The organism is Bacillus sp. DB-2, from assembly GCF_003315125.1.
Lineage (GTDB): Bacteria > Bacillota > Bacilli > Bacillales > Bacillaceae_G > Bacillus_A > Bacillus_A mycoides.
The window spans coordinates 1-21,386 of the sequence record NZ_QNRN01000002.1 but is presented as its reverse complement, the minus strand read 5'-3'; the positions used below and the strand labels follow the sequence as shown (position 1 = coordinate 21,386).

Below are 21,386 nucleotides of genomic sequence, written 5' to 3'. Positions count from 1 at the left end.
AGGAGGAAACATCGTGACTACAATCGATTTAAACTGTGATTTAGGAGAAAGTTTTGGAGCTTATAAAATGGGGAATGATGATGAAATTCTTCCGTTCGTTTCCTCTATAAACGTTGCTTGTGGTTTTCATGCTGGTGATCCGGCCGTTATGCGGCAAACGGTTGAAAAAGCTCTGCAGCATAACGTAGCAATAGGGGCACATCCTGGATTTCCTGATTTAATTGGATTTGGGAGAAGGAACATGCACGTTTCAGCAAGTGAAGTATACGATTATGTTTTGTATCAAATTGGCGCATTAGACGGATTTGTTAAAGCTGCTGGAGGGAAAATGCAACATGTAAAACCGCACGGTGCCTTATATAATATGGCAGCAACGGATTCGGAAATTGCGGATGCAATCGCAAAGGCAATTTATCATATTAACCCTGGACTATTACTTTACGGATTAGCGAATAGTGAGGCATTTATAAAGGCAACAGAAAAATATAATATAACTCTCGTACAAGAAGCTTTTGCTGATCGCACGTATAAGCAGGATGGAACTTTAACGAGCCGTACAGAAGAAAATGCTCTTATAAAAAATGAAGATGAAGCAATAAAACAAGTACTTCAAATGGTGAAAGAAGGGTATGTAGAATCGGTCAATGGGGAGAAAGTAGCAGTTCAAGCGCAAACGATATGTTTACACGGGGACGGAGAGAAAGCAGTCCAATTTGCGGGTGTAATATACAGAACATTCGAACTTAACGGTATTTCTATTTGTGCACCGAAATAAAGTGAAACTTTAATTAGCGGGATTAAAAATGAGGGGAAGTGCTAAAATTGATAAAATTAATTGGGATTTTACTTGTTGCGGTTGGATTTTTATTTAGGCTAAATACACTGTTAGTAGTAATGGTTGCGGGTATTGTTACTGGTATGGTTTCAGGCTTAAGTTTTTATGATGTGATCAGCATGTTCGGTAAATTTTTCATAGAAAACAGATATATGTCTATGCCAATCATATTAACTTTACCGGTAATCGGAATTTTAGAGCGTTATGGCTTAAAAGAAAGAGCAGAAGCACTTATAACGAAATCAAAAGGAGCAACAACTGGAAAAGTATTAATGTCATATTTTACGATAAGAGAATCATCAGCAGCACTTGGACTGAATATTGGAGGTCATGCGCAAACAGTGAGACCGCTCGTTGCACCGATGGCAGAAGGGGCTGCGCAAGGTAAATATGGTAAACTCCCTGATAAATTAAGAGAAAAGATTAAAGCAAACGCAGCAGCTGCGGAAAACACAGCTTGGTTTTTCGGAGAAGATATTTTCATTGCAACTGGTGCCATTTTATTAATGAAAGGATTCTTCGATTCAGTAGGTATGCATGTCGGTGTATGGGATATGGCGCTTTGGGGCATTCCAACTGCGATATCGGCACTGATTGTGAGCTGGATTAGGTTTAGAAGGTTTGATAAGTATATAGAGAAAACAATGAAGGCAGAAGAAAACCAAGAGAAGGAGGCTATATAAGATGAACATCATAACAATGGATACAATTTATTATGTATTAGGTATCATCGTTGCATTTATCGCTGTTCGTATTGCATTTGATCGTGAACATCCAAACCGATTCGGTTCTAGTTTATTTTGGGCATTGTTTGCAGTTACATTTATATTCGGAAATGTAATCCCTTCGTTTTACGTTGGTTGTATTGTGCTCGCTATGGTCGTTTTAGCTTCATTAAATAAAGTAACAAAATCCAAGGAGAAAGAAGTACCAGTACAAGAACGTGTGAAACATGCAGAGAAATTAAAGAATAAAATTTTCATGCCTGCACTATTAATTCCTATTTTTACGATAATCGGTACGTTAACGTTAGGGAAAATTAAATGGGGAAATGTCGCACTTGTTGATCCTGATAAAGTAACATTAGTTGCATTAGCGTTAGGAGCATTACTCGCATTCGTTGCGGCGATGCGTATTACGAAATCCAAAATAACAACGCCTGTTCAAGAAGGAAGTAGGTTACTACAGGCTGTCGGTTGGGCAGTTATTTTACCACAAATGTTAGCTGCACTTGGTGGTATTTTCGCGAAGTCTGGCGTAGGGCAAGTCGTTTCGGAATTAGTCGGACAAGTGTTACCGACAGAGTATCCATTCGTTGCTGTTATGGCGTATTGTTTAGGAATGATGCTATTTACAGTCGTAATGGGGAATGCATTCGCAGCATTTGCCGTAATTACTGGAGGAATTGGCTTACCTTTAATTGTGCAAATGCACGGAGGAAACCCAGCAATTATGGCAGCACTAGGTATGTTTGCTGGATATTGCGGAACGCTGCTTACTCCAATGGCAGCAAACTTTAATATCGTACCTGCGATGCTTTTAGAATTGAAAGATAAAAATGCAGTCATTAAAGCACAAGTACCAATTGCTCTTTCCATTTTTATTATCAATATGTTTATTATGTACGGCCTTGTATATCGTTTCTAATTAGGAGAGTGAAACTATGAAAACAGTATTAGTAACAGGATTTGATCCGTTCGGGGGAGAAAGTATCAACCCAGCTTGGGAAGTCGCAAAAAGTTTGCATGAAAAAACAATCGGAGAGTACAAGATTATTAGTAAACAGGTTCCAACCGTATTTCATAAATCAATAAGAGTATTAAAAGAGTATATAGAAGAGTTGTCGCCTGAAATGATTATATGTATTGGACAAGCTGGGGGCAGACCAGATATTACGATAGAGCGTGTAGCAATTAATATTGATGATGCAAGAATTGCTGATAATGAAGGAAATCAGCCGGTGGATATGCCGGTTGTAGAAGAAGGACCTAATGCGTATTGGTCTACACTTCCGATGAAAGCAATCGTGAAAAAACTTCGTGAAGAAGGTATACCATCATCTGTTTCACAAACGGCAGGTACATTCGTTTGTAATCATTTATTCTATGGTCTCATGCACGAACTAGAGAAACATGATAAGAAAATAAAAGGTGGATTTATTCATATTCCGTTCTTACCAAAGCAAGCGAGCAATTATCCAGGTCAACCGAGTATGTCACTTTCTACTATTAGTAAAGGTATAGAATTGGCAATTGAGGTAGCGATGGAAGTTGAGGTGGATATTGTGGAAATTGGGGGTACGACGCATTAAATAATAGTAGATTAAAGAGGGCTGATGCAGCCCTCTTTTTGTTTTTGTATGAAGATGTAGTATAGAATACAAAGAGGGAGATTGTTGTAATAGGGCAGTCTAACATATACGGAATTGTTTCAAATAAAAGGAAACTTTTTAAATAGTTTCTTAATGATGTCGAATTTTCGTCTATATGAATGGATAAAAAGTTAAGTTCTGATAAACTCAAAGACATACAAAGTAATGATTTTAAAATGGTGTGATAAAAATATCACACCATTTTTATGTAAAACAAACAGAGTGAATTTTTTTCCATTAGTAAAGTATAACTGGGTAAGAGATAATCATCAGAATTGTTAATTGTACTATGATTTTTCAAAACTGATAAATTTAAATATAAGTACGGTAAGAATGCGATATTTATCTAACTTTTACAAAAAAGAGTAACCCATTTGGCTACTCTTCACATAGAAACTTGTATTTGTTCATTTCAATAAGAGACCGTTATTGAAGTCCCTTCATGAAATTTTGGATTTTTGATGATAATGTAAACAGCAGGATGCTAACTAAAATGGAGATAGCACCAATAATACCAAAGTAAATTGCTTCTGTTGCAGGATTATACAGTTTAACAACTTGGGCATTTATTGCTTGCGCAGACGCAGTTGATAAGAACCATAAGCTCATGGTTTGCGAAGAGAAAGCAGCTGGAGCCAGCTTCGTCGTTATTGATAACCCTGAAGGAGATAAACAAACTTCTCCAATTACAATTAAAAAGAAGCTAAGGACTAACCACATAGGATTCACTAAAGAGTGAGTACCGTTGATTAAAGCCGGAATAATCATAACTAAGAATGATAAACCTGCAAATAGCAATCCAATAGCGAATTTTTTTGCCGTTGAAGGCTGCTTCTTGCCTAACTTTATCCAAACCCATGCAAAAATCGGGGCAAGCGTTACGATAAAGATTGGACTTAATGATTGGAACCAAGCGGAATGCAATGTAATTCCATTGAACTGTAATTGAGTTCGTTGATCCGCGTATGTCGCTAAGATAATAGCACCTTGTTCTTGTATAGACCAAAATATTGTAGCTGCAATAAAGAGTGGTATATACGCAAGAAGACGAGATTGCTCTACTTTTGTTGTTTTAGGACTACGATACATATAAATGAAATAATAGGTTGGAATAACAATCCCTAAGATACTAATCAGGAATGTAAAACGATTTATAGTTAACAACCCAGTTGGAATTGTAACCACACCTAGCAATGTTAATACAACCAGACCAAAACTGAAATACTTAATAGTCTTTTTTCTTTCCGAATCTGATAATGGATTAGGTACTTGCGTACCGACTAGACCAAGGTTTTTCTGTTTTGTTCCAACAAATACCCCTAACCCAATTGCCATACCAATTGCCGCAACTCCAAAACCAAGGTGGAAATTATATTGCTGACCTAATGTTCCGACAACTAAAGGTGCAAGTAAGGCACCTAAGTTAATACCCATGTAGAATATACTGAACCCTGAGTCACGACGCGCATCTGTTTCACTGTATAAACTTCCTACGATATTCGATATGTTAGGCTTTAACAACCCTGTTCCTAGAACTAAGAAGACCATAGAGATAAATAATGCACTTTTACTACCCGGTAAAGCTAAAATAAGATGGCCAATCATAATTAAAACGCCACCAAAGAATACGGTTTTACTTGGACCAAATAAACGATCCGATATCCATCCACCGATAATACTAGACATGAACAGTAAGGAACCGTAAATTGCCATTATCGAGGTTGCGGTAGATTGTTCAATTCCTAATCCACCTTTTGCGACTGAATAGTACATATAATACAGTAAAATAGCTCTCATTCCGTAATGAGAAAACCTTTCCCAAAACTCAGTGAAGAATAAAGAGAATAATCCTTTTGGATGCCCAAAAAATCCTGTTTGAGGAATACTTTGAACAAGTTCGTTTTTTTCTTTCATAATGTTAATATTACCCCTTGTTAATTTTTTATATTATACAAGTATAACTTAAGGGGCTCCCAGTAGTCCATAACTATCTAAGCCCATCCATGAAGAAAAGCAGCCTTCTGGCTGCTTTCTAAATGAATTGAAAAATCGTCATTTGCTCATTAGACACACCTTTCACTGAATCTACCTCTAAACAATCCAGAATTGATTGTGAGAGTGCTTTAGCTACTAAGAATGCTACGTATATTGTTGACTTAATTGAACAGTAGTTATCTTTGAAACTTTAATTACACCCAAAAAAGTTGGGGGTTAATTCATGCAATGAAGTAAGTAAAATGAATTGTACAACACCTACTGTAAACAACTGGTATAATAAGTATAGGAATATACATAGAGGTGATTTTTGTGCAATATGAGGAAGTACGTTCGATATTAGAAAAAGCAAAGAAAATTACAGTGTTAACAGGTGCTGGTGCAAGCACAGAAAGTGGAATCCCTGATTTTCGTTCAGCAAATGGATTATATGCTGATGCGAATGTAGAGATGTATTTGTCGAGAGGCTATTATAATAGAAATCCGAAAGAGTTTTGGAAGCATTATAAAGAAATCTTTCAAATTAATACGTTTCATCAATATAAACCAAATCGCGGGCATCGCTTTTTAGCGGAGCTAGAAGAACAAGGGAAAGACATAACGATTTTAACGCAAAATATTGATGGTTTGCATCAAGTAGGTGGTAGTAAACATGTAATTGATTTACATGGAACACTTCAAACTGCGCATTGTCCGAAGTGTAAAACGGGATATGATTTACAATATATGATTGATCATGAAGTACCGCGTTGCGGGAAGTGTAATTTCATTCTAAACCCAGATGTTGTTTTATACGGAGATACGTTACCACAATATCAAAATGCGATAAAACGTTTATATGAAACAAATGTACTTCTCGTAATGGGAACGTCATTAAAAGTGCAACCTGTCGCTTCATTCCCAGAAATCGCAAAGAGAGAAGTAGGCGCAACAACAATTTTAGTAAATGAAGAGTTAACAGGGCAAGAATACAATTTTGATTTTGTTTTTCAAAATAAGATTGGTGAATTTGCCAAAGGGTTATCTTCGATTAAATAAGTTTTTGTTTTCGTAAAGAAACTGAGGTGAATGATGTCTACCTCAGTTTTTTTTGTATGAATTATATTCATGTTATTGCGTATAAGGGGAATGGTAATAAATAGGATGAGAAAATCAAAAACTGAAAATTAAATCTTTTATTTCTTTTGTAATTAATATAAAATTCTATATATAGCATATAAATAAATTTAATACATAATGATTTTTGCGCAGAAATGTTAATAGAATGAAGCGAGGGAGCAAAATGAGACAGAAAAAGGAGAAACAGAAACAGTCGAAAAAGAAAAAAACTCATATTCCTTTTCGGTTAAATGTACTATTTTTTATCGTTTTTCTTTTATTTTCAGCTATTATTATTCAATTAGGTAAAGTACAAATCATTGACGGAGAAACGTATCGAAATGAAGTGAATAAAAAGGAAGATGTAACGGTGAGTACTCCAGTTCCGAGAGGGAAGATGTTTGACCGGGAAGGGAAAGTTATTGTAAATAATAAACCGTTACGAACTGTTACATATACGAAGATGAAAGGAGTGGACTCAAAAGAGGTTTTAATAGTGGCAAGAAATTTAGCGCAGCTAATTGAAATGCCGCAAGAAGATATGGACAAGTTAACAGAGACAGATAAAAAAGACTTTTGGATGCAGTTAAACGAAAAACGTGCAGCAACAAAAGTAACGAAAGAAGATGAGAGTAAATTTAGGAAACAGGAAATAGAAGGGAAAGACTTAGATAAGAAAGTAGAAGAGTTGAGACGAGAAAGAATTACACAAGAAGAATTAAACGAGCTTTCGAAAGAGGATATAGAAGTACTAGCAATTAAAAGCAAAATGAATGCGGGATATAAAATGACGCCACAAATCGTCAAAAAAGATGTAAGTCAAAATGAATATGCAGTAGTGAGTGAAAGATTATCGAGCTTGCCAGGCGTAGATACGACTGTGGATTGGGAGCGCGAATATCCAAATGATAAAATACTACGTTCTGTACTTGGTAGTGTTTCTACTGAGAATGAGGGATTACCAAGGGAGCAATTAGACTATTATTTAGTACGAGATTATAACAGAAATGATCGTATTGGTAAGAGTTACATCGAAAAGCAATACGAAGATGTGTTACATGGAACGAAAGAACAGTCTAAAAATATTACTGATAAAGCTGGAAATATTATTCGGACTGAAAAAGTGACAAAAGGAAAAAGTGGAAATAATTTAATGTTAACAGTTGATATGGATTTACAGAAAAAGGTGGAGGAAAGTCTTGAAAGGAATTTAAGGGCATTTCATTCTTCTGAACCGATGATGGATCGTGCATTCGTCGTTATGATGAATCCGAAAAATGGTCAAATTCTATCATTAGCAGGAAAGAAAATTGTAAATAAAGATGGCGGGATGCAAATAGAAGACTACGCTTTAGGAACGATGATAAGTTCTTACGAGTTAGGATCAACGGTGAAAGGAGCTACGGTATTAGCAGGATATCAAACAGAAGCGATTAAGCCATATACGCATTTCTTTGATGCACCAATGTACTTTAAAGGAAGTTCGAAGCCGAAGAAATCGTGGAAAGACTTTGGAGATATTGATGATTTAAGAGCATTGCAAGTTTCATCCAATGTCTACATGTTTAATACGGCGTTAAAGATTGCGGGGATTGATTATGTACCAAATAATCCACTAGATATTAAACAAGAAGCGTTTAATAAAATGCGTTATTACTTTAGACAATTTGGTTTAGGTGTACCAACCGGTATTGACCTTCCAAATGAATCGATTGGTCAAATGGGTAGAACCGATAATATACCTGGTTTTTTACTTGACTATGCGATTGGGCAATATGATACATATACGCCGCTGCAGCTTGCGCAATATATGTCAACGATTGCAAATGGCGGTTACCGAATGAAACCACAAATTGTACAAGAAATTAGAGAGCAACCAAATAGACCAGAGGAAGTCGGGAAAGTTATGCAATCGATGGAACCAGTCGTGTTAAATCGAGTGGATATGGATCTTTCATATATAAATCATGTGAAAGAAGGGTTTAGAAGAGTTTTCCAAGAGGTAGATGGGACCGGTGCTGGAACTTTTAAAGGATTACCTTATAAACCGGCTGGGAAAACAGGGACAGCAGAAACAGTGTACGGTGGAGAAAGTGATATTGGAAGAGATGAAAACAACTATCGAAAAAAATGTTATAATTTAACTCTCGCCGGGTATGCGCCATATGATGCTGATCCGGAAGTTGCTTTTTCTGTTGTTGTGCCATGGGTAAATAATGATAAATCAGGTATTAATTCTGCAATTGGTAAAGAGGTTTTGGATGCATATTTTGATTTAAAAACGCAGAGATCGGGTGTAAGTCCAGTCCCAGTAACACAATAGCCGAGTAAGGCACAGTAAAAAATTCAAATTGTAGTATATCACTGCGCAAATGAACAGGTGCAGTGATATATTTTTGAGTTAAAAAGTGTTTTGATAAGGTGGGAATGGATATGAAAGAGGAGAATAAGAGAGGTTGGGGAAAGTACATACTATTTATATTTGTCCTAGTAGTAACGTACCAGTCTTTCATTTTATGTAAAGTGGAAGGAAAATCAATGCAGCCAACTTTACATGAAGAAGACTACGTATTTGTAAATAAAGCTGCGGTACATTTTTCTAGCTTACAGCACGGAGAAATCGTCATTATTAAGGAAGAGGATGAGTCGAAATATTATGTGAAACGCGTAATAGGACTTCCTGGTGACGTAATTAACATAACGAATGGAACTGTATACGTAAATGACAAAAAGCAAGAGGAACCTTATATAAATAAAGATTTATATAATAATACACAAGTGTTTTACAACTTTCAAAAGACAAAGATTCCGCCAAATAAGTTATTTGTAATGGGAGACAATCGTGAACAAAGTAAGGATAGTCGAAATGGCTTAGGGTATATTGAAGAAGATAATATAATAGGAAAAGTGGAATTTGTGTACTATCCTTTTTCGAAAATGAAAATACTAGACTAGTTTAGTCTAGTTATTTTATTTTCTTCAAAAAACCATTCGGATTAAATGGTATGAAAAATTTATGCCTTGTCTCATCTACTATGAAATTATTATTTTTTGTTAAAAATTCTTCCACAGCTTCCATCGGACCAGGGCCCCAATCAGGAAGAATAGGATTTCCGTTAATACATGTATCCTCGACAATCATGTAGCTACCAGTAGTTACAATTGATTTATATAATTGCAGTTCTTTTAATACATGTTCTTTACTATGATCGGAATCTAAAATAACTAAAATAACTAAAATAACATCGTCAGGTTTTCGCATACTTAAAATAGTTTGGACAGCACTTACAGAAACAGAAGAAGCTGTTAAATACGTAATCCGATTATGTGATGGGCGATTTGGTTGCGGCGTTATATCAATAGTAAGAACGTGACCTTTTCCTATTAAATCTAGAATAGAAGCTAAATAAAGTGCGCTACCACCATGGAAAGTCCCGCATTCAATAATTAAATCCGGTTGTAAGTCGTAAATAATTTCTTGATATAAGAAAAGGTCAGAGGGAAGTTTGCAAATGGGGACACCGAGCCAGTTTGTACCGTTTGGCCATACATTGCTATCATAAAAGCATTTTAAAAATTCATTTCCTATGTTATCGATGTTGAATTCTCCTTTCTCAAAAGGATTCTTTCGTTGGACGTAAAGTGTTTACGTATGAAAGTTGTACTGTATATTATGTGAGGAGCAATGACAAGGAGAGTGTTTTTACGTGGAAATGATAAGAATTCCTCATGTAGAAAATGAATTTCTTACAGAAGAGGATGTAAAAGAAAGGAAATGACGATATGTATAAGTACACAATTTGCTTCATTAGAAAAGGGGATAACATACTCCTTTTAAATAGAAACAAGAAGCCAACAATGGGAATGTGGAATGGCGTTGATGCTACTCCATGCTCATCAACTTAAAAATATTAACTATCCCAAGAGTAAAAAATGCTATCCCTTCTTTATATTCATACTAAAAGAATAGCGTTTTTTCATTATTTAAATATGATTTCATCTGAATTTAATGGAGATTTCTCCTACAAAAGTAGTAGAGTTTTTATTTGAATTTGCTACCTCAGTTAGATTTATTATATTCCAATTTCGATATAATAATAGTAACTAGGTATATCGGATATGGAGATACATTACAATGATTATACATACTTCAGATTTATAATTATAGTAACTACTCAACCCGTAGTTACCAATAAAGAAAGGAATAAGCAGAATGATACGGAACATATACGAAACTCATTTACATGTAAGAGATTTAGAAAAGGCTATAGATTTCTATCAAAATAAGTTGGGGTTAGCATTAGCAAGAAAACTCTCCAAAAGAAAAGTGGCTTTCTTTTGGGTAGGAGAAAGTAAAAAGCAAATGCTTGGACTATGGGAGGTACATAACAATGAAGCTTTTGAGATGAAACACTTTGCTTTTGGTGTAGATTTAGAATTTCTAAAGACTTCTAAAGTGTGGTTAGAGAATCGTGGAATAGAAGTGGTAGGGAGCCAAGGGAAGGGAAATCAAGAACCAATTGTCCAAAGATGGATGCCAGCTGCAAGTGTATACTTTCTGGATTGTGATGGAAATAAATTAGAGTTTATTTCTATGTTACATGATAATCCAGATGAATTAGAATATGCATCCTATTTAAGTGAATGGGATGCGGAACACCAAGAAAAATAAATGAGATTGTATCCCGGAATATTGTTGATTACACAAGGTCTATTCTGACAGAAGATGATACGGAGAAACGATATGAAAAACATCTCGTTTCACAATAGGAAAAGACACGTTAAAATACAAAGAAAAAGCCAAATTCCAATAAAGAATTTGGCTTTTTTGTAAGGAATGCTAATTCAAGTTTTACTCTACATAATTCGCTTTTATAATAAAACGATGTTGCTGCACATCAAAATATCCTTTTTGCAAGATGATTTCATGTATGCGATATAATTCCTCATAATACCTTTCTACTGTAAAATCAGGAATTTGCCACGGAATTGCTTTTAAGTAATAGGCAACAGCACCGACATCATAAAAACGCTGAAGAGGGAATTCTTCTTTCGCTTCTAAAATAGTAAATCCATTTTGTTCTAATTCACTACATGCCGTTTCGAGTGACCAACTTGAAAATTCGCTATTCAGCGGTGTGCCAAACTGCTCATTCAGTTCCGCACAATCAAGACCACCGACTTGTTGTGTAAGAAATGTTCCATTGATGGAAAGACTTCTTTTCACTTCAGAAGCAGAATAGGATTCATGTTGATTCACAATTAAATCAAACTGACCATCTTGAAATGGTAAAGCAGTATCATCAGTCACTTCTACGACTATAACTCCTAAAGGTTCTAATTTCTTTCGTGCAATTGGGACATTCGGAGCATAGCCCTCAGTCGCATAAATAGTTGACGGGAACGGTTGTAACATAGATAAAAACTCTCCGCCACCAGTCCCCATATCTAGCATTGATTTTGCACGTTGCATAAGCTGGAAAGCAGTGCTACCGTATGACCATGATAGGGGCTCGCTATTCATACGGCCAGTTTCTGAAATGAAAGAGAAATCCCAGCCACTAAAATTTGTATTAGCACTTTCTAAAAAAGTTAAAAATAATGGATCGCGTTTCATATTGTTGTCCTCCTATTTTTAAAAATGAGTGATATGATGAGAAAAAAGGGAGGACCTCTTATTAAAATGAAGCGGTTTTACGTTTCGTGTTCGAATAGATTCATATGAATTAGCTCCTTGCGAGAATGGTTATTTATATATTCGGGAGTATCGAGTGAAAATCCTTTGAAATTATAGGGGAAGGCAGTTGTTTAATGAAAAATTGGATGGAGTTTACAGACAAAGAGTACGACCAAATATGGGATAGGGTATATAGTGAACTTAAGTTTTCGCCAAGTGATTCTACATTCCCATCATTTAAGGTACCAAGTCCCTTTATAACATATGATATTTCTCATTGCTTTGGAGAATCGATAGATTTAAATGTATATGACGATCTGGAAGAAAAAGCATTACTAGTTTTTAAAGAGAATACAGTATCGAATGAATATATAATGGCAATTGATTGGCAACATGAATGTTACTGGGTAAATCCACGTTTAAAGTTCGATAGAAATGAATTTGATGAGTGGACAATCCCGATTTTTCCAAATGGAGATTACTATTTTTTTATTCAGAAGGACTTTAAGTGGGGCTATTTAGGGCATCCGTGGGAGGAGAGTATAACGATATTTGGAAAAGAATTAATAGAGAGCTTTGAACAACGTAAGCCAGAAATGTTTCAAAATATTTTAAGGCAGGGATAATGTTTTAAAGAGAAAAAACGCTTATACTTCATTTTTGAAGCATAAGCGTTTTTGTATAAAATACTTAAAAAGAAAAATCTTTTGGTAAAGTACCATTTTTTATCACCGTTCTTAATCCATGTTTCATAATCCAAGGATTAACAGGATGGTTTTTATCGAGTAATTGTTGCAACCATTGAAAAACGAGTTCGTTATCTTCTTTCGTAATATCATTAATGTGATTGGCTACAGATTTTTGAACATACTTAGAAGGGTCATTCATTAATGGCTCAAGAAGCTTTAAATTATTTCTGAAGTCACCTTTCAGAGCTCCTATTTTTTTTGCCCAAGGAAGTCTTGGTCTAGTACCTTCTGAAACTAATCTCCTGATGTGGCTGTTTTCATCACGTAACCATTGCTGCAATATGTCCAAGGTTCCTTCATGGTATTTTTCAAGATAAGGACGAATGGCATATTCAGCAGTATTTCTTTTTGTTATTTCATACATGGCATTGAATGAGGATTCAAAATCGTTAAGTCCATATTTTTCAACGTATTTTGCAATAGGCATGTACATGTATCCGTTTGTAAATGTGCCTACTTCTGTAGTATTTTCTGGTCCCAATGTTTTCAGTAATATATGTATTGCTTCATTAAAATCTTTTTGTAATGTATTGTGTAATTCATCTGCTATTACTTCTATACGTTGCTTTAACTCTAAATTTTCAACTTTACATGTCACGGTAGATACAAAGTTTCTTTTAGAGAAATTAGGATCGTGTTTACAAATAGAATCAGCTATTTTTTCTGCTAATTCTTCGCTGAATAAAAATTTTAATGGAACATATTTGCCCATTTTTTCACCCCATTGGTCGGATAAAAACAATGTTTATTTTTTAATCGACAATCCATACACCAAAGTCTCATTAGGAGTCGTAATACTAAAACCTGTCGTCTTATAATCAAGTTTTAATGTACCACCAGTGTAGTCTTTCGTGAATGAGTCCATTTGTACAATAAGCATTTCATCTTCATATACAACATCATCCGCATTATATGTATCCCAAATTAAATCAACATCAACGAAAATGCTACAAGAGTTTGTCATTGTCCCTCTAATGCGAATAATCTTTTTGTCTTCACGTTCTAATCTATGTATAGCAGCTTTTGCTTCATCAGTAATACGAATGTTCATGTGATCCCAACCTTTAAGTGTATTTACTTTATTATTGCAAAAAGATAAGAAATAGGGAAGTAAATGGAATTGTAATAAAAAAACGAGCAAACAATTTTGTTTGCTCGTTTTGCTATACTCTATTTCAGTTCACATTTATCAAGTGGAATGACTTTCGTTTTCTTAGTAAATTTATAGCCCAACCATAGTACTAAGAAGAGTGGTAAACCGATGTAAGAAACGAGTACACCGTTCCAGTCGATAGATGCTCCTGTAAATGCTCCGTAGTTTTGGCCTAAAATAACGATAACACAAAGTGCAAATGCAAAGATTGGACCGAACGGGAACCATTTCGCTTGATATGGTAAATCTTTCAAATCTTTCCCTTGTGCAATATAGGCTTTTCGGAAACGGTAATGACTAATAGCAATTCCTACCCAAGCAATAAATCCTGACATTCCAGAAGCATTTAATAACCAAATGTATACAACACCGTCACCGAATAAAGAAGCGATGAAAGCGACGCTACCAACTACTGATGTTGCGATTAATGCGTTAACAGGTACACCGCGGCTATCTAATTTTCCTAAGAATTTTGGTGCTTTTCCTTGGCGAGCTAAATCCCAAAGCATACGAGTTGATGCATACATTCCAGAGTTACCAGCAGAAAGTACTGCAGTTAAAATAACAGCGTTCATAACAGAAGCAGCGAAGGCAACGCCCGCTTTTTCAAATACAAGTGTAAATGGACTTACTGTAACATCACTTGCTGCAAGGCTTTCAGTCGTATAAGGAATTAATAAACCGATAACGAGAATTGCTAAAATGTAGAATAATATAATACGCCAAAAGATAGAACGAATTGCTTTTGGAATATTGCGTTCTGGATCAGCAGTTTCACCAGCAGCTACTCCTAATAATTCAGTTCCTTGGAATGAGAAACCAGCAGCCATAAATACACCGATAATTGCCATGATGCCGCCATTAAATGGTGCATCTGCAACAGTGAAGTTTTTAAAGCCGACAGCTTCGCCGCCCATAATTCCAAAAATCATCATAAAACCGACAATTAAAAAGATAATAATAGTAACTACTTTAATAAGTGCGAACCAATATTCAGATTCACCAAAACCTTTAACAGATAAATAGTTTAAGAGAAAAATAATAGCTAAACAAAGTCCACTCCAAATAAGAGAAGGGGTATCTGGGAACCAAAATTTCATAATTAATGTTACGGCTGCTAGTTCAGCAGCGATCGTAATTGCCCAGTTATACCAATAGTTCCATCCAAGTGCAAAGCCAAGTGATGGATCAACAAATTTTGTTGCATAAGTGCTAAAAGATCCAGTAACAGGCATGTAAGCTGCGAGTTCTGCTAAGCTTGTCATTAAAAAATAAACCATAATTCCAATTGCGGCATATGCGACTAATGCACCGCCAGGACCAGCTGAATGGATAACACCACCACTGGCAAGAAATAATCCGGTACCGATTGTACCACCGAGAGAAATCATCGTAAGGTGACGAGATTTTAATCCGCGTTTTAATTCACCTTGTCCTTGTGTAGTTTGCGTTTTAGAGGTAGATTGATTTGTTGCGCTATTCATGTTCAACACTCCTTTTCTTGTAGGTTAGGAAGGAGCGGGGGAGAAAAATACAAAAAACCGCCAAAGGAATTAGGCGGAACGTTTCACAAATAACCACCCCATCATACCCTTCCGTTAAGATAGCACACCACGTTTACACGGTAATTTTGTAAACGTGACAGTTCTGTTCCTTTCGGAGACAGCCCCAGCTCATATTTCCAGAGAAGAAATATAAACTTCGGCAACTTTTCCTTTCAAACGGAGTCAGTGACATTCGCTGTGTCTCGTCCATTTTACTTTTAAAAGTCGCAACCTCTACCTCATCGGATTGATGAGGATTTATATATTGCTAAGATATTTAATATATGGCAATTGTAATGACTTTCTGAATATATTGCAAGGAATTTTGTTAGGAAAAGTCAAAAAATATCGGTTATTGTATAGGAAACGCTTGCATAACTCCACCCGAACCTACTTTTATGTAACAATAAGCAAAGAAAAAATTGTTATACAAATGTTTCGCAAAAAATATTGAAAAACCCTTTAAAATTAAAAGAAAATTCAGAAAATATAATTCGACATAACTATTAAAAGGGGATTATTCCTTAAATTCGTTTCAAAGAATAAGTATAAATCCAATAAATAGAATGAATATTCTTTTTATTTCTGATAAAATTGAGGTATTGTTTAATTGAAAAGGGGATATCATTATGAAATTAGAAACGGAAAGATTACATATAGTACCGTGTACAGAAGAATGGATTCAAATTGCGAATAATCAAGGATACAATAGTGGCCCACATATTGTAGGGCATATAGAAAATGTGAAACGAGATGTGGCTTCATTACCGTGGGGACCGTGGTATGTTATTCGGAAAGAGGATGATGTTGTTCTAGGTGATATAGGATTTAAAGGGAAACCGAATGAGCAACATACAGTAGAAATTGGTTATGGATTTATTGAGAAATATTGGAATAAAGGGTATGCAACAGAAGCAGTTAGTGAATTAATGAAATGGGCTTTTCAAACAGGGGAAGTGGAAATGATTATAGCGGAGACACTCCTTGATAACTATAGCTCCATTCGTGTATTAGAGAAATTACATATGAAAAGAGTAAATAGTACTGAAACGATGGTCAATTGGAAAATAGAAAAATAAAAAATACCGCTCGAAGTAAATCGGGCGGTATTTTTTATGATTATGGCAACATTTGTTTTTGATCTGCCGGGTATCCAATTGTTGAATGTTTCGAATGGTTACGAACAGCAATAAAAATAGAGATAATAACGATAAGGCCAACTGCAACGTAAGAAAGTGTAATAATAGTTGGATCAACTTTAAATGATGTAAGTAATGTACGTATATTCGTAAAGATAATAAGTCCGCCAACGAGTACGCCAAGTAAATGAGAAGGAACGATGCGTACTAACCATGCGGCGATTGGTGCGGCAACAATACCACCAAGCATGAGGGCAAATACCCAAACCCAGCTTATTTGTTCCCAACCAAGTGAGATGAAAAAGCCGATTGTTGCAGCGAGTGAAACGGGAAATTCGCTCGTATCTACAGATCCAATAACTTTTCTAGCATCATTTCCTTTTGCAAGTAGAACAGGTGTCGTAATAGGTCCCCAGCCACCACCGCCAGTTGAATCAACGAATCCTGCGAACAGACCGAGTGGTACAAGTTGTTTAGCAGACATACGCTTATTTGAAGAAACAATTTGTTTTTGAATGATGAATCGTAATAAAATATAAACCCCTAAAGTAAATAAAAATAAGGAAATGTACGGTTTAATTACATCGCCAGGTAAATTACTTAAAAAACATGCCCCAATAAATGCGCCAATTGCCCCTGGTAATGTAAGTCTGGAAGCTGTATATTTATCAACGTTTCCAAATTTGATATGAGATGCACCAGAAGCGGCGGTTGTAACGACTTCAGCTAAATGAACTGATGCGGAAGCTACAGCTGGTGCGATACCAAACATTAATAATAGTGAGGTAGACGTTACCCCGTACGCCATACCAAGTGCACCATCGATCAATTGAGCGAAAAATCCAATAATAGCAAAGACAATTAATTTCTGCATAAATAATCCCCCTGTAATAATAAATGAAAAAGACACTTTTCCCGTATGAGAAAAGTGCCTTTGGTTTTTCCAATCAGCAATAATTAAATTTGTTTCATTATAATACATATTAATCGTATAAATCAACTTGGTTTTAAAGTTTTTTGAATTGAACGAAAGAAAAATAAAATATACAATAAAAGGATGGAGAGAAAGGGGAGAAAGACTATGTTAGCATTTGATCATCTCGTTCACGCAGTACATTGTACACCGGAGGAAGCGGCAAAACAAATGCAGGAGCATGAATTTCATACTGCATTAGGCGGAGAGCATACGACTTGGGGTACTTGGAATAGTTTATGTTATTTTGATTTATCATATATAGAATTTTTAGCAGTTCAGCATGAAGAAAAAGCGAAAGAAGCGGAAAATCCATTAGTACAAGAAACAGTGGTGAAATTAAAAAATGGAGAAGGGATGCTACAAATCGCAATTCGAACAGATGCAATTGAAGAACTAGCAGTTAAATTTAATAAGCACGGCTTACATACGATAGGACCATTTGAAGGGAAACGGATGAGAAAAGATGGTCGGCTTTTAGAATGGAAAATGTTATTTGTAAAGCAAGAAGAGAATAGACCGAAATTACCATTCTTTATACAGTGGAATGAAACGGATGAAGAAAGAAGAAACGATTTACGTAAAATAGGGACGATTACTGAACATAAAAATAAAGTACAACAAATTGAAACGATTCATTACGCGGTGAAAAATGTTCGAGAAACAGTGCGGAAATGGAAAGAAGTAATGGGGCTAACTGCAAATTCAATCATACAAAATGAAGAATGGAATGCTGAGTGTCAAAGTATATCGTTTGGTGATGTTCATGTGCAGTTTTGTGAACCAGTTGGAGAAGGACTAGTACTAGAACGTTTGAAGCATCATGGCGAATATCCATTTGCAGTGGAGTTTAAAGGGGAAAATAAACGAGAGTATGAAGTGTTAGGTAGTTTGTTCGTATATTGATAGAGGTGAGTGTGTAGAAGAGATATTAAGAGAGATAGAAAGAAAACTAGAGTGGTCACGTATTGTAAAATGTACAGCAATTACAAAAGGTTTTTCACACGAAGAGAAGTATAAAATTGACCTAGAGAATCGAGAAACTTATTTTGTAAAAGTGTGTGATTCTTCTAATTATGAACGAAAACAAGAAGAATATATGTATATGAAAAAATTGGAGTTATTACATATTCCAACGCCGAAGTTAATTCATTTCATAAAACTTGAGGAATTAAATAAATGTGTTCAAGTATTTGAATGGGTCCAAGGTGTAAATGGAGAAGAGAGCTTAAGCAAGCTATCGGTGGAAGAACAGTATAATGCAGGAAGAAAAGCAGGGGAAATATTAAAGAGAATTCACTCGATAGAAAGAGAAAGTGCAAGTAATAAATGGGAAATATTTAGGTGGAATAAGTATGAAAGGTACATAGAGGCATTAGCAGATTATGAGGTGAATTTTCTCGATATGAAGCCAGTATTAACCTTTGTAGAAAATCATAAAGACTTATTGAAAAATCGGCCTATCACATTTTTACACGATGACTTCCATCCAGCAAATAGTATGATTCATAATAATGAATTTATCGTTATCGATTTTGGTGGATATGATTTTGGCGATCCAATACACGATTTTTATAACGTAGCGATTTTTACTACAAGAATAAGCAAACCATTTGCGGTTGGACAAGTTTACGGTTATTGCGGAGGTGAACCGTCAATCCATTTTTGGAAACTGTATTCATTATATGCAGCGATGACATTCCCAGCGGATATCGTATGGACAAACCGAAGCACGCCACACTTAGTAGATGATATGAAAGAGAGATTGAACCGAATTATAGAAGATCATAATCATTTTTCATCTTATATTCCAAAATGGTATCAATCACAACATGCGGATATAATAAACAATAAATAACGGAGGGATTCATTTGGATAAAATTGCGGTAATTTCAGACATACATGGTAATATTCCGGCATTAGAATCTGTACTAAAAGATATTAAATTAAGAGGAATTGAACGTATTATTTGTCTTGGAGATTTAGTAGGAAAAGGTCCTCATTCTAGCGAAGTAATTGAAATCGTTCGTAAAGAATGTGAAGGAACCGTAATGGGAAATTGGGATGATTTCATTACAAAACCGACTGAATTTGAAGCGTTAAAATGGCATCAAAAACAACTGTCAGAAGAACAAAATGAGTATTTAAGAAGCTTACCATTTTCAATTGAATTTTTTATGAGCGGCAAACTCATTCGTATGTTCCACGCTTCACCGAGAAGTTTGTATGAAAGAATTCAACCACACGCTTCAAGAGAAGAGCGTGTTAGTATGTTCGAAAATAGTGAGTTGACAGAGAATATAGAAGGGGAAAGAAAACCAGATGTCGTTTGCTACGGTGACGTTCATCAAGCATACGTTCAAAATTTCAGAGGGAAAACGTTATGTAATGCTGGTAGTGTAGGAAATCCTCTTGAAATTACACAAGCTTCCTATTTAATTTTTGAAGGAACTTACAATGAAAAAGAAGCAGCGAGCTTTTCCATTCAACTCGTACGAGTACCATATGATATTGAATTAGCCATCCGACTAGCTGAGGAGCTTGATATGCCAGAAATTGAAGAATACAAGCAAGAATTACGGACTGCTTTATATCGAGGTTTTAAGGGGAAATAAGGAAAATATAAATCAATAAAAATATATCTATCATAACTTAAAATATATCAACGATTTTTTCGATATATCGACGATTCGACAAAGGATATCGATTTACCGACAAATAGTGACATAAATTCTTACTCATAATAATGTTATGTAAACTAATTGTAGGAGGAAATATCATGAACCGAAAACAACGAATCAAAGAAATTGCAGATCACATTTTCAAATTAAACTTGACCCATCCAACAAGAGTTGGTGTAAGCGGTATTACAGCGTCGGGAAAAACAACATTTGCAAACGAATTAGCAGAGGAAATGAAAAAGCTCGGAGTTCCAGTAACACGCGCCAGCATCGACGATTTTCATAATCCGAGAGCAATTCGATACGTGCAAGGAAAAGAATCGGCAAGAGGGTATTACGAAGATGCACACGATTATACAGCTTTCAAAGAAAGGTTATTAAAGCCTTTAGGACCAGACGGGAATTTACAATATGAAACAATTTCTCATAATTTAAAAACGGATATGCCTGTACATAATGAGCCGTTAAGGGCCCAGCACAATATGGTACTAATAGTAGATGGAACGTTTCTATTGAAAAAAGACGTTGCACATTTATTTGACTATAAAATTTTCGTAGATACAGATTTTGAGACTGCGAGAAAACGTGGTGCAAAGCGCGAGACTGAGGCTTTTGGAAGTTATGAAAAAGCTGAGAAAATGTTTTTAAACAGATATCATGCGGCCTGTAAAATGTATATAGATGAGCATAATCCCAAAAGTTATGCGGATGTTGTATTTCGGAATAGTGATTTAGCAAATCCAGAAGTTGTATTTCATGAAAGAACGTAATACATAGTCAGAAATATATGTATAACCTTATATTTGTTGTTATAATTCTTGTATAATGAAATTAATTTTATGAAGTGAACAACAGGGGATAAGGTAATTAAAAAACGTAAAAAGGGTAACTAACTGTTACGATTTATTTAACCAATTATAACCAAAGTTAATTAAATATATCAGTAAGCCCTGCTAGTCAAGTGATTGGTTAGTAGTGAGGGTTAACTGCGGGCAATCCCTAAAGCTGATTGAACTACAGCGTGGCTAGAAATGGCGAGCGTGAATGTCGCGAAAGCAGAAAAAATCAATCAGATGGTGCAAGGTTAAATCCTAAACACTAGAACAATGGGTCTTCCGCCTCGAATCATCTAAGTCAAAATGGATAAGATGAACGTTCAACGACTATCTCG

The 21,386-nt window shown here is 35.4% G+C and carries 21 protein-coding genes, 2 pseudogenes and 1 riboswitch; of the genes and pseudogenes, 16 read left to right on the top strand and 7 right to left on the bottom strand.

What is annotated here, in order from left to right; translation table 11 throughout:
• Positions 1 to 13 precede the first annotated feature (13 nt).
• The 4 genes from pxpA to pcp are packed head-to-tail and all read left to right on the top strand — an operon-like array spanning position 14 to position 3,146.
• Positions 14 to 775 carry a 5-oxoprolinase subunit PxpA gene (gene pxpA / locus DET63_RS03095; RefSeq protein ID WP_113935812.1) on the top strand — a complete coding sequence of 254 codons (762 nt, stop codon included), beginning with the start codon at positions 14 to 16 and terminating at the stop codon, positions 773 to 775.
• 47 nt (positions 776 to 822) lie between these two features.
• Positions 823 to 1,518 (top strand): DUF969 domain-containing protein, encoded by a 696-nt coding sequence (locus DET63_RS03090; RefSeq protein WP_113935811.1) that lies wholly within the window; start codon positions 823 to 825, stop codon positions 1,516 to 1,518.
• Between the two features lies 1 nt (position 1,519).
• Positions 1,520 to 2,482, top strand: coding sequence for a DUF979 domain-containing protein (locus DET63_RS03085; protein WP_113935810.1), 963 nt, complete (start codon positions 1,520 to 1,522; stop codon positions 2,480 to 2,482).
• 16 nt (positions 2,483 to 2,498) lie between these two features.
• Positions 2,499 to 3,146, top strand: coding sequence for a pyroglutamyl-peptidase I (gene pcp / locus DET63_RS03080; RefSeq protein WP_113935809.1), 648 nt, complete (start codon positions 2,499 to 2,501; stop codon positions 3,144 to 3,146).
• Between the two features lie 486 nt (positions 3,147 to 3,632).
• On the opposite strand, the gene DET63_RS03075 is transcribed toward pcp, so the two are convergent.
• Positions 3,633 to 5,120, bottom strand: a complete 1,488-nt coding sequence (locus DET63_RS03075; RefSeq protein ID WP_113935808.1) for a peptide MFS transporter — start codon at positions 5,118 to 5,120, stop codon at positions 3,633 to 3,635.
• 393 nt (positions 5,121 to 5,513) lie between these two features.
• Here DET63_RS03075 and DET63_RS03070 point away from each other — a divergent pair, with 393 nt between their 5' ends.
• From DET63_RS03070 to lepB, 3 genes are all read left to right on the top strand, one after another.
• Positions 5,514 to 6,239: an NAD-dependent protein deacylase gene (locus DET63_RS03070; protein WP_113935807.1), complete on the top strand. Its 726-nt coding sequence runs from the start codon at positions 5,514 to 5,516 to the stop codon at positions 6,237 to 6,239.
• A 226-nt stretch (positions 6,240 to 6,465) separates the two neighbouring features.
• Complete coding sequence (locus tag DET63_RS03065; protein ID WP_181777886.1) at positions 6,466 to 8,622, top strand: peptidoglycan D,D-transpeptidase FtsI family protein; 2,157 nt, start codon at positions 6,466 to 6,468, stop codon at positions 8,620 to 8,622.
• 110 nt (positions 8,623 to 8,732) lie between these two features.
• The gene (gene lepB, locus DET63_RS03060; protein ID WP_113935805.1) at positions 8,733 to 9,254 is read left to right on the top strand and encodes a signal peptidase I; all 522 of its coding nucleotides are present in this window, start codon (positions 8,733 to 8,735) and stop codon (positions 9,252 to 9,254) included.
• 10 nt (positions 9,255 to 9,264) lie between these two features.
• On the opposite strand, the gene DET63_RS03055 is transcribed toward lepB, so the two are convergent.
• Entirely contained in the window at positions 9,265 to 9,897 is a 633-nt protein-coding gene (locus DET63_RS03055; RefSeq protein WP_113935804.1) for a CmcI family methyltransferase, read from the bottom strand.
• Positions 9,898 to 10,082: 185 nt separating this feature from the next.
• On the opposite strand from DET63_RS03055, the pseudogene DET63_RS03045 reads away from it, so the two are divergent.
• The 3 genes and pseudogenes from DET63_RS03045 to DET63_RS31115 form a co-directional block, all read left to right on the top strand.
• Positions 10,083 to 10,178, top strand: a pseudogene (locus DET63_RS03045) (NUDIX hydrolase); the annotation flags it as partial.
• A 334-nt stretch (positions 10,179 to 10,512) separates the two neighbouring features.
• Positions 10,513 to 10,971, top strand: a complete 459-nt coding sequence (locus DET63_RS03040) for a VOC family protein (RefSeq protein WP_113935802.1) — start codon at positions 10,513 to 10,515, stop codon at positions 10,969 to 10,971.
• 11 nt (positions 10,972 to 10,982) lie between these two features.
• Positions 10,983 to 11,069, top strand: a pseudogene (locus DET63_RS31115) (NUDIX hydrolase); the annotation flags it as partial.
• 82 nt (positions 11,070 to 11,151) lie between these two features.
• Here the strand turns inward: DET63_RS31115 and DET63_RS03030 are convergent.
• Positions 11,152 to 11,916 carry a class I SAM-dependent methyltransferase gene (locus DET63_RS03030; protein ID WP_113935801.1) on the bottom strand — a complete coding sequence of 255 codons (765 nt, stop codon included), beginning with the start codon at positions 11,914 to 11,916 and terminating at the stop codon, positions 11,152 to 11,154.
• Positions 11,917 to 12,110: 194 nt separating this feature from the next.
• On the opposite strand from DET63_RS03030, the gene DET63_RS03025 reads away from it, so the two are divergent.
• Positions 12,111 to 12,602 (top strand): DUF2716 domain-containing protein, encoded by a 492-nt coding sequence (locus tag DET63_RS03025; RefSeq protein ID WP_113935800.1) that lies wholly within the window; start codon positions 12,111 to 12,113, stop codon positions 12,600 to 12,602.
• A gap of 64 nt (positions 12,603 to 12,666) precedes the next feature.
• On the opposite strand, the gene DET63_RS03020 is transcribed toward DET63_RS03025, so the two are convergent.
• The 3 genes from DET63_RS03020 to DET63_RS03010 form a co-directional block, all read right to left on the bottom strand.
• Complete coding sequence (locus DET63_RS03020) at positions 12,667 to 13,437, bottom strand: DNA alkylation repair protein (protein ID WP_113935799.1); 771 nt, start codon at positions 13,435 to 13,437, stop codon at positions 12,667 to 12,669.
• A gap of 33 nt (positions 13,438 to 13,470) precedes the next feature.
• Positions 13,471 to 13,776: an iron-sulfur cluster biosynthesis family protein gene (locus DET63_RS03015; RefSeq protein WP_113935798.1), complete on the bottom strand. Its 306-nt coding sequence runs from the start codon at positions 13,774 to 13,776 to the stop codon at positions 13,471 to 13,473.
• Between the two features lie 119 nt (positions 13,777 to 13,895).
• The gene (locus DET63_RS03010) at positions 13,896 to 15,362 is read right to left on the bottom strand and encodes an amino acid permease (protein WP_113935797.1); all 1,467 of its coding nucleotides are present in this window, start codon (positions 15,360 to 15,362) and stop codon (positions 13,896 to 13,898) included.
• A gap of 112 nt (positions 15,363 to 15,474) precedes the next feature.
• Positions 15,475 to 15,667: riboswitch (Lysine riboswitch) on the bottom strand.
• 384 nt (positions 15,668 to 16,051) lie between these two features.
• Between DET63_RS03010 and DET63_RS03005 the strand changes: the two genes are divergently transcribed.
• On the top strand, positions 16,052 to 16,501 hold the full coding sequence (locus DET63_RS03005) for a GNAT family N-acetyltransferase (protein ID WP_113935796.1): 450 nt from the start codon (positions 16,052 to 16,054) through the stop codon (positions 16,499 to 16,501).
• Positions 16,502 to 16,541: 40 nt separating this feature from the next.
• Here DET63_RS03005 and DET63_RS03000 read toward each other — a convergent pair whose 3' ends face one another.
• Positions 16,542 to 17,435, bottom strand: a complete 894-nt coding sequence (locus DET63_RS03000; protein ID WP_113935795.1) for a sulfite exporter TauE/SafE family protein — start codon at positions 17,433 to 17,435, stop codon at positions 16,542 to 16,544.
• Between the two features lie 207 nt (positions 17,436 to 17,642).
• Between DET63_RS03000 and DET63_RS02995 the strand changes: the two genes are divergently transcribed.
• The 4 genes from DET63_RS02995 to DET63_RS02975 all read left to right on the top strand — a co-directional run bounded on the left by DET63_RS02995 (position 17,643) and on the right by DET63_RS02975 (position 20,985).
• The gene (locus tag DET63_RS02995) at positions 17,643 to 18,440 is read left to right on the top strand and encodes a VOC family protein (protein ID WP_113935794.1); all 798 of its coding nucleotides are present in this window, start codon (positions 17,643 to 17,645) and stop codon (positions 18,438 to 18,440) included.
• A complete protein-coding gene (locus DET63_RS02990; protein WP_113935793.1) occupies positions 18,436 to 19,392 on the top strand; it encodes an aminoglycoside phosphotransferase family protein in 957 nt (318 codons plus the stop codon). The genes DET63_RS02995 and DET63_RS02990 overlap by 5 nt, the downstream gene beginning before the upstream one ends.
• Before the next feature lie 13 nt (positions 19,393 to 19,405).
• Positions 19,406 to 20,149 carry a metallophosphoesterase family protein gene (locus tag DET63_RS02985; protein WP_113935792.1) on the top strand — a complete coding sequence of 248 codons (744 nt, stop codon included), beginning with the start codon at positions 19,406 to 19,408 and terminating at the stop codon, positions 20,147 to 20,149.
• 164 nt (positions 20,150 to 20,313) lie between these two features.
• On the top strand, positions 20,314 to 20,985 hold the full coding sequence (locus DET63_RS02975) for a nucleoside/nucleotide kinase family protein (protein WP_113935791.1): 672 nt from the start codon (positions 20,314 to 20,316) through the stop codon (positions 20,983 to 20,985).
• Positions 20,986 to 21,386 lie beyond the last annotated feature (401 nt).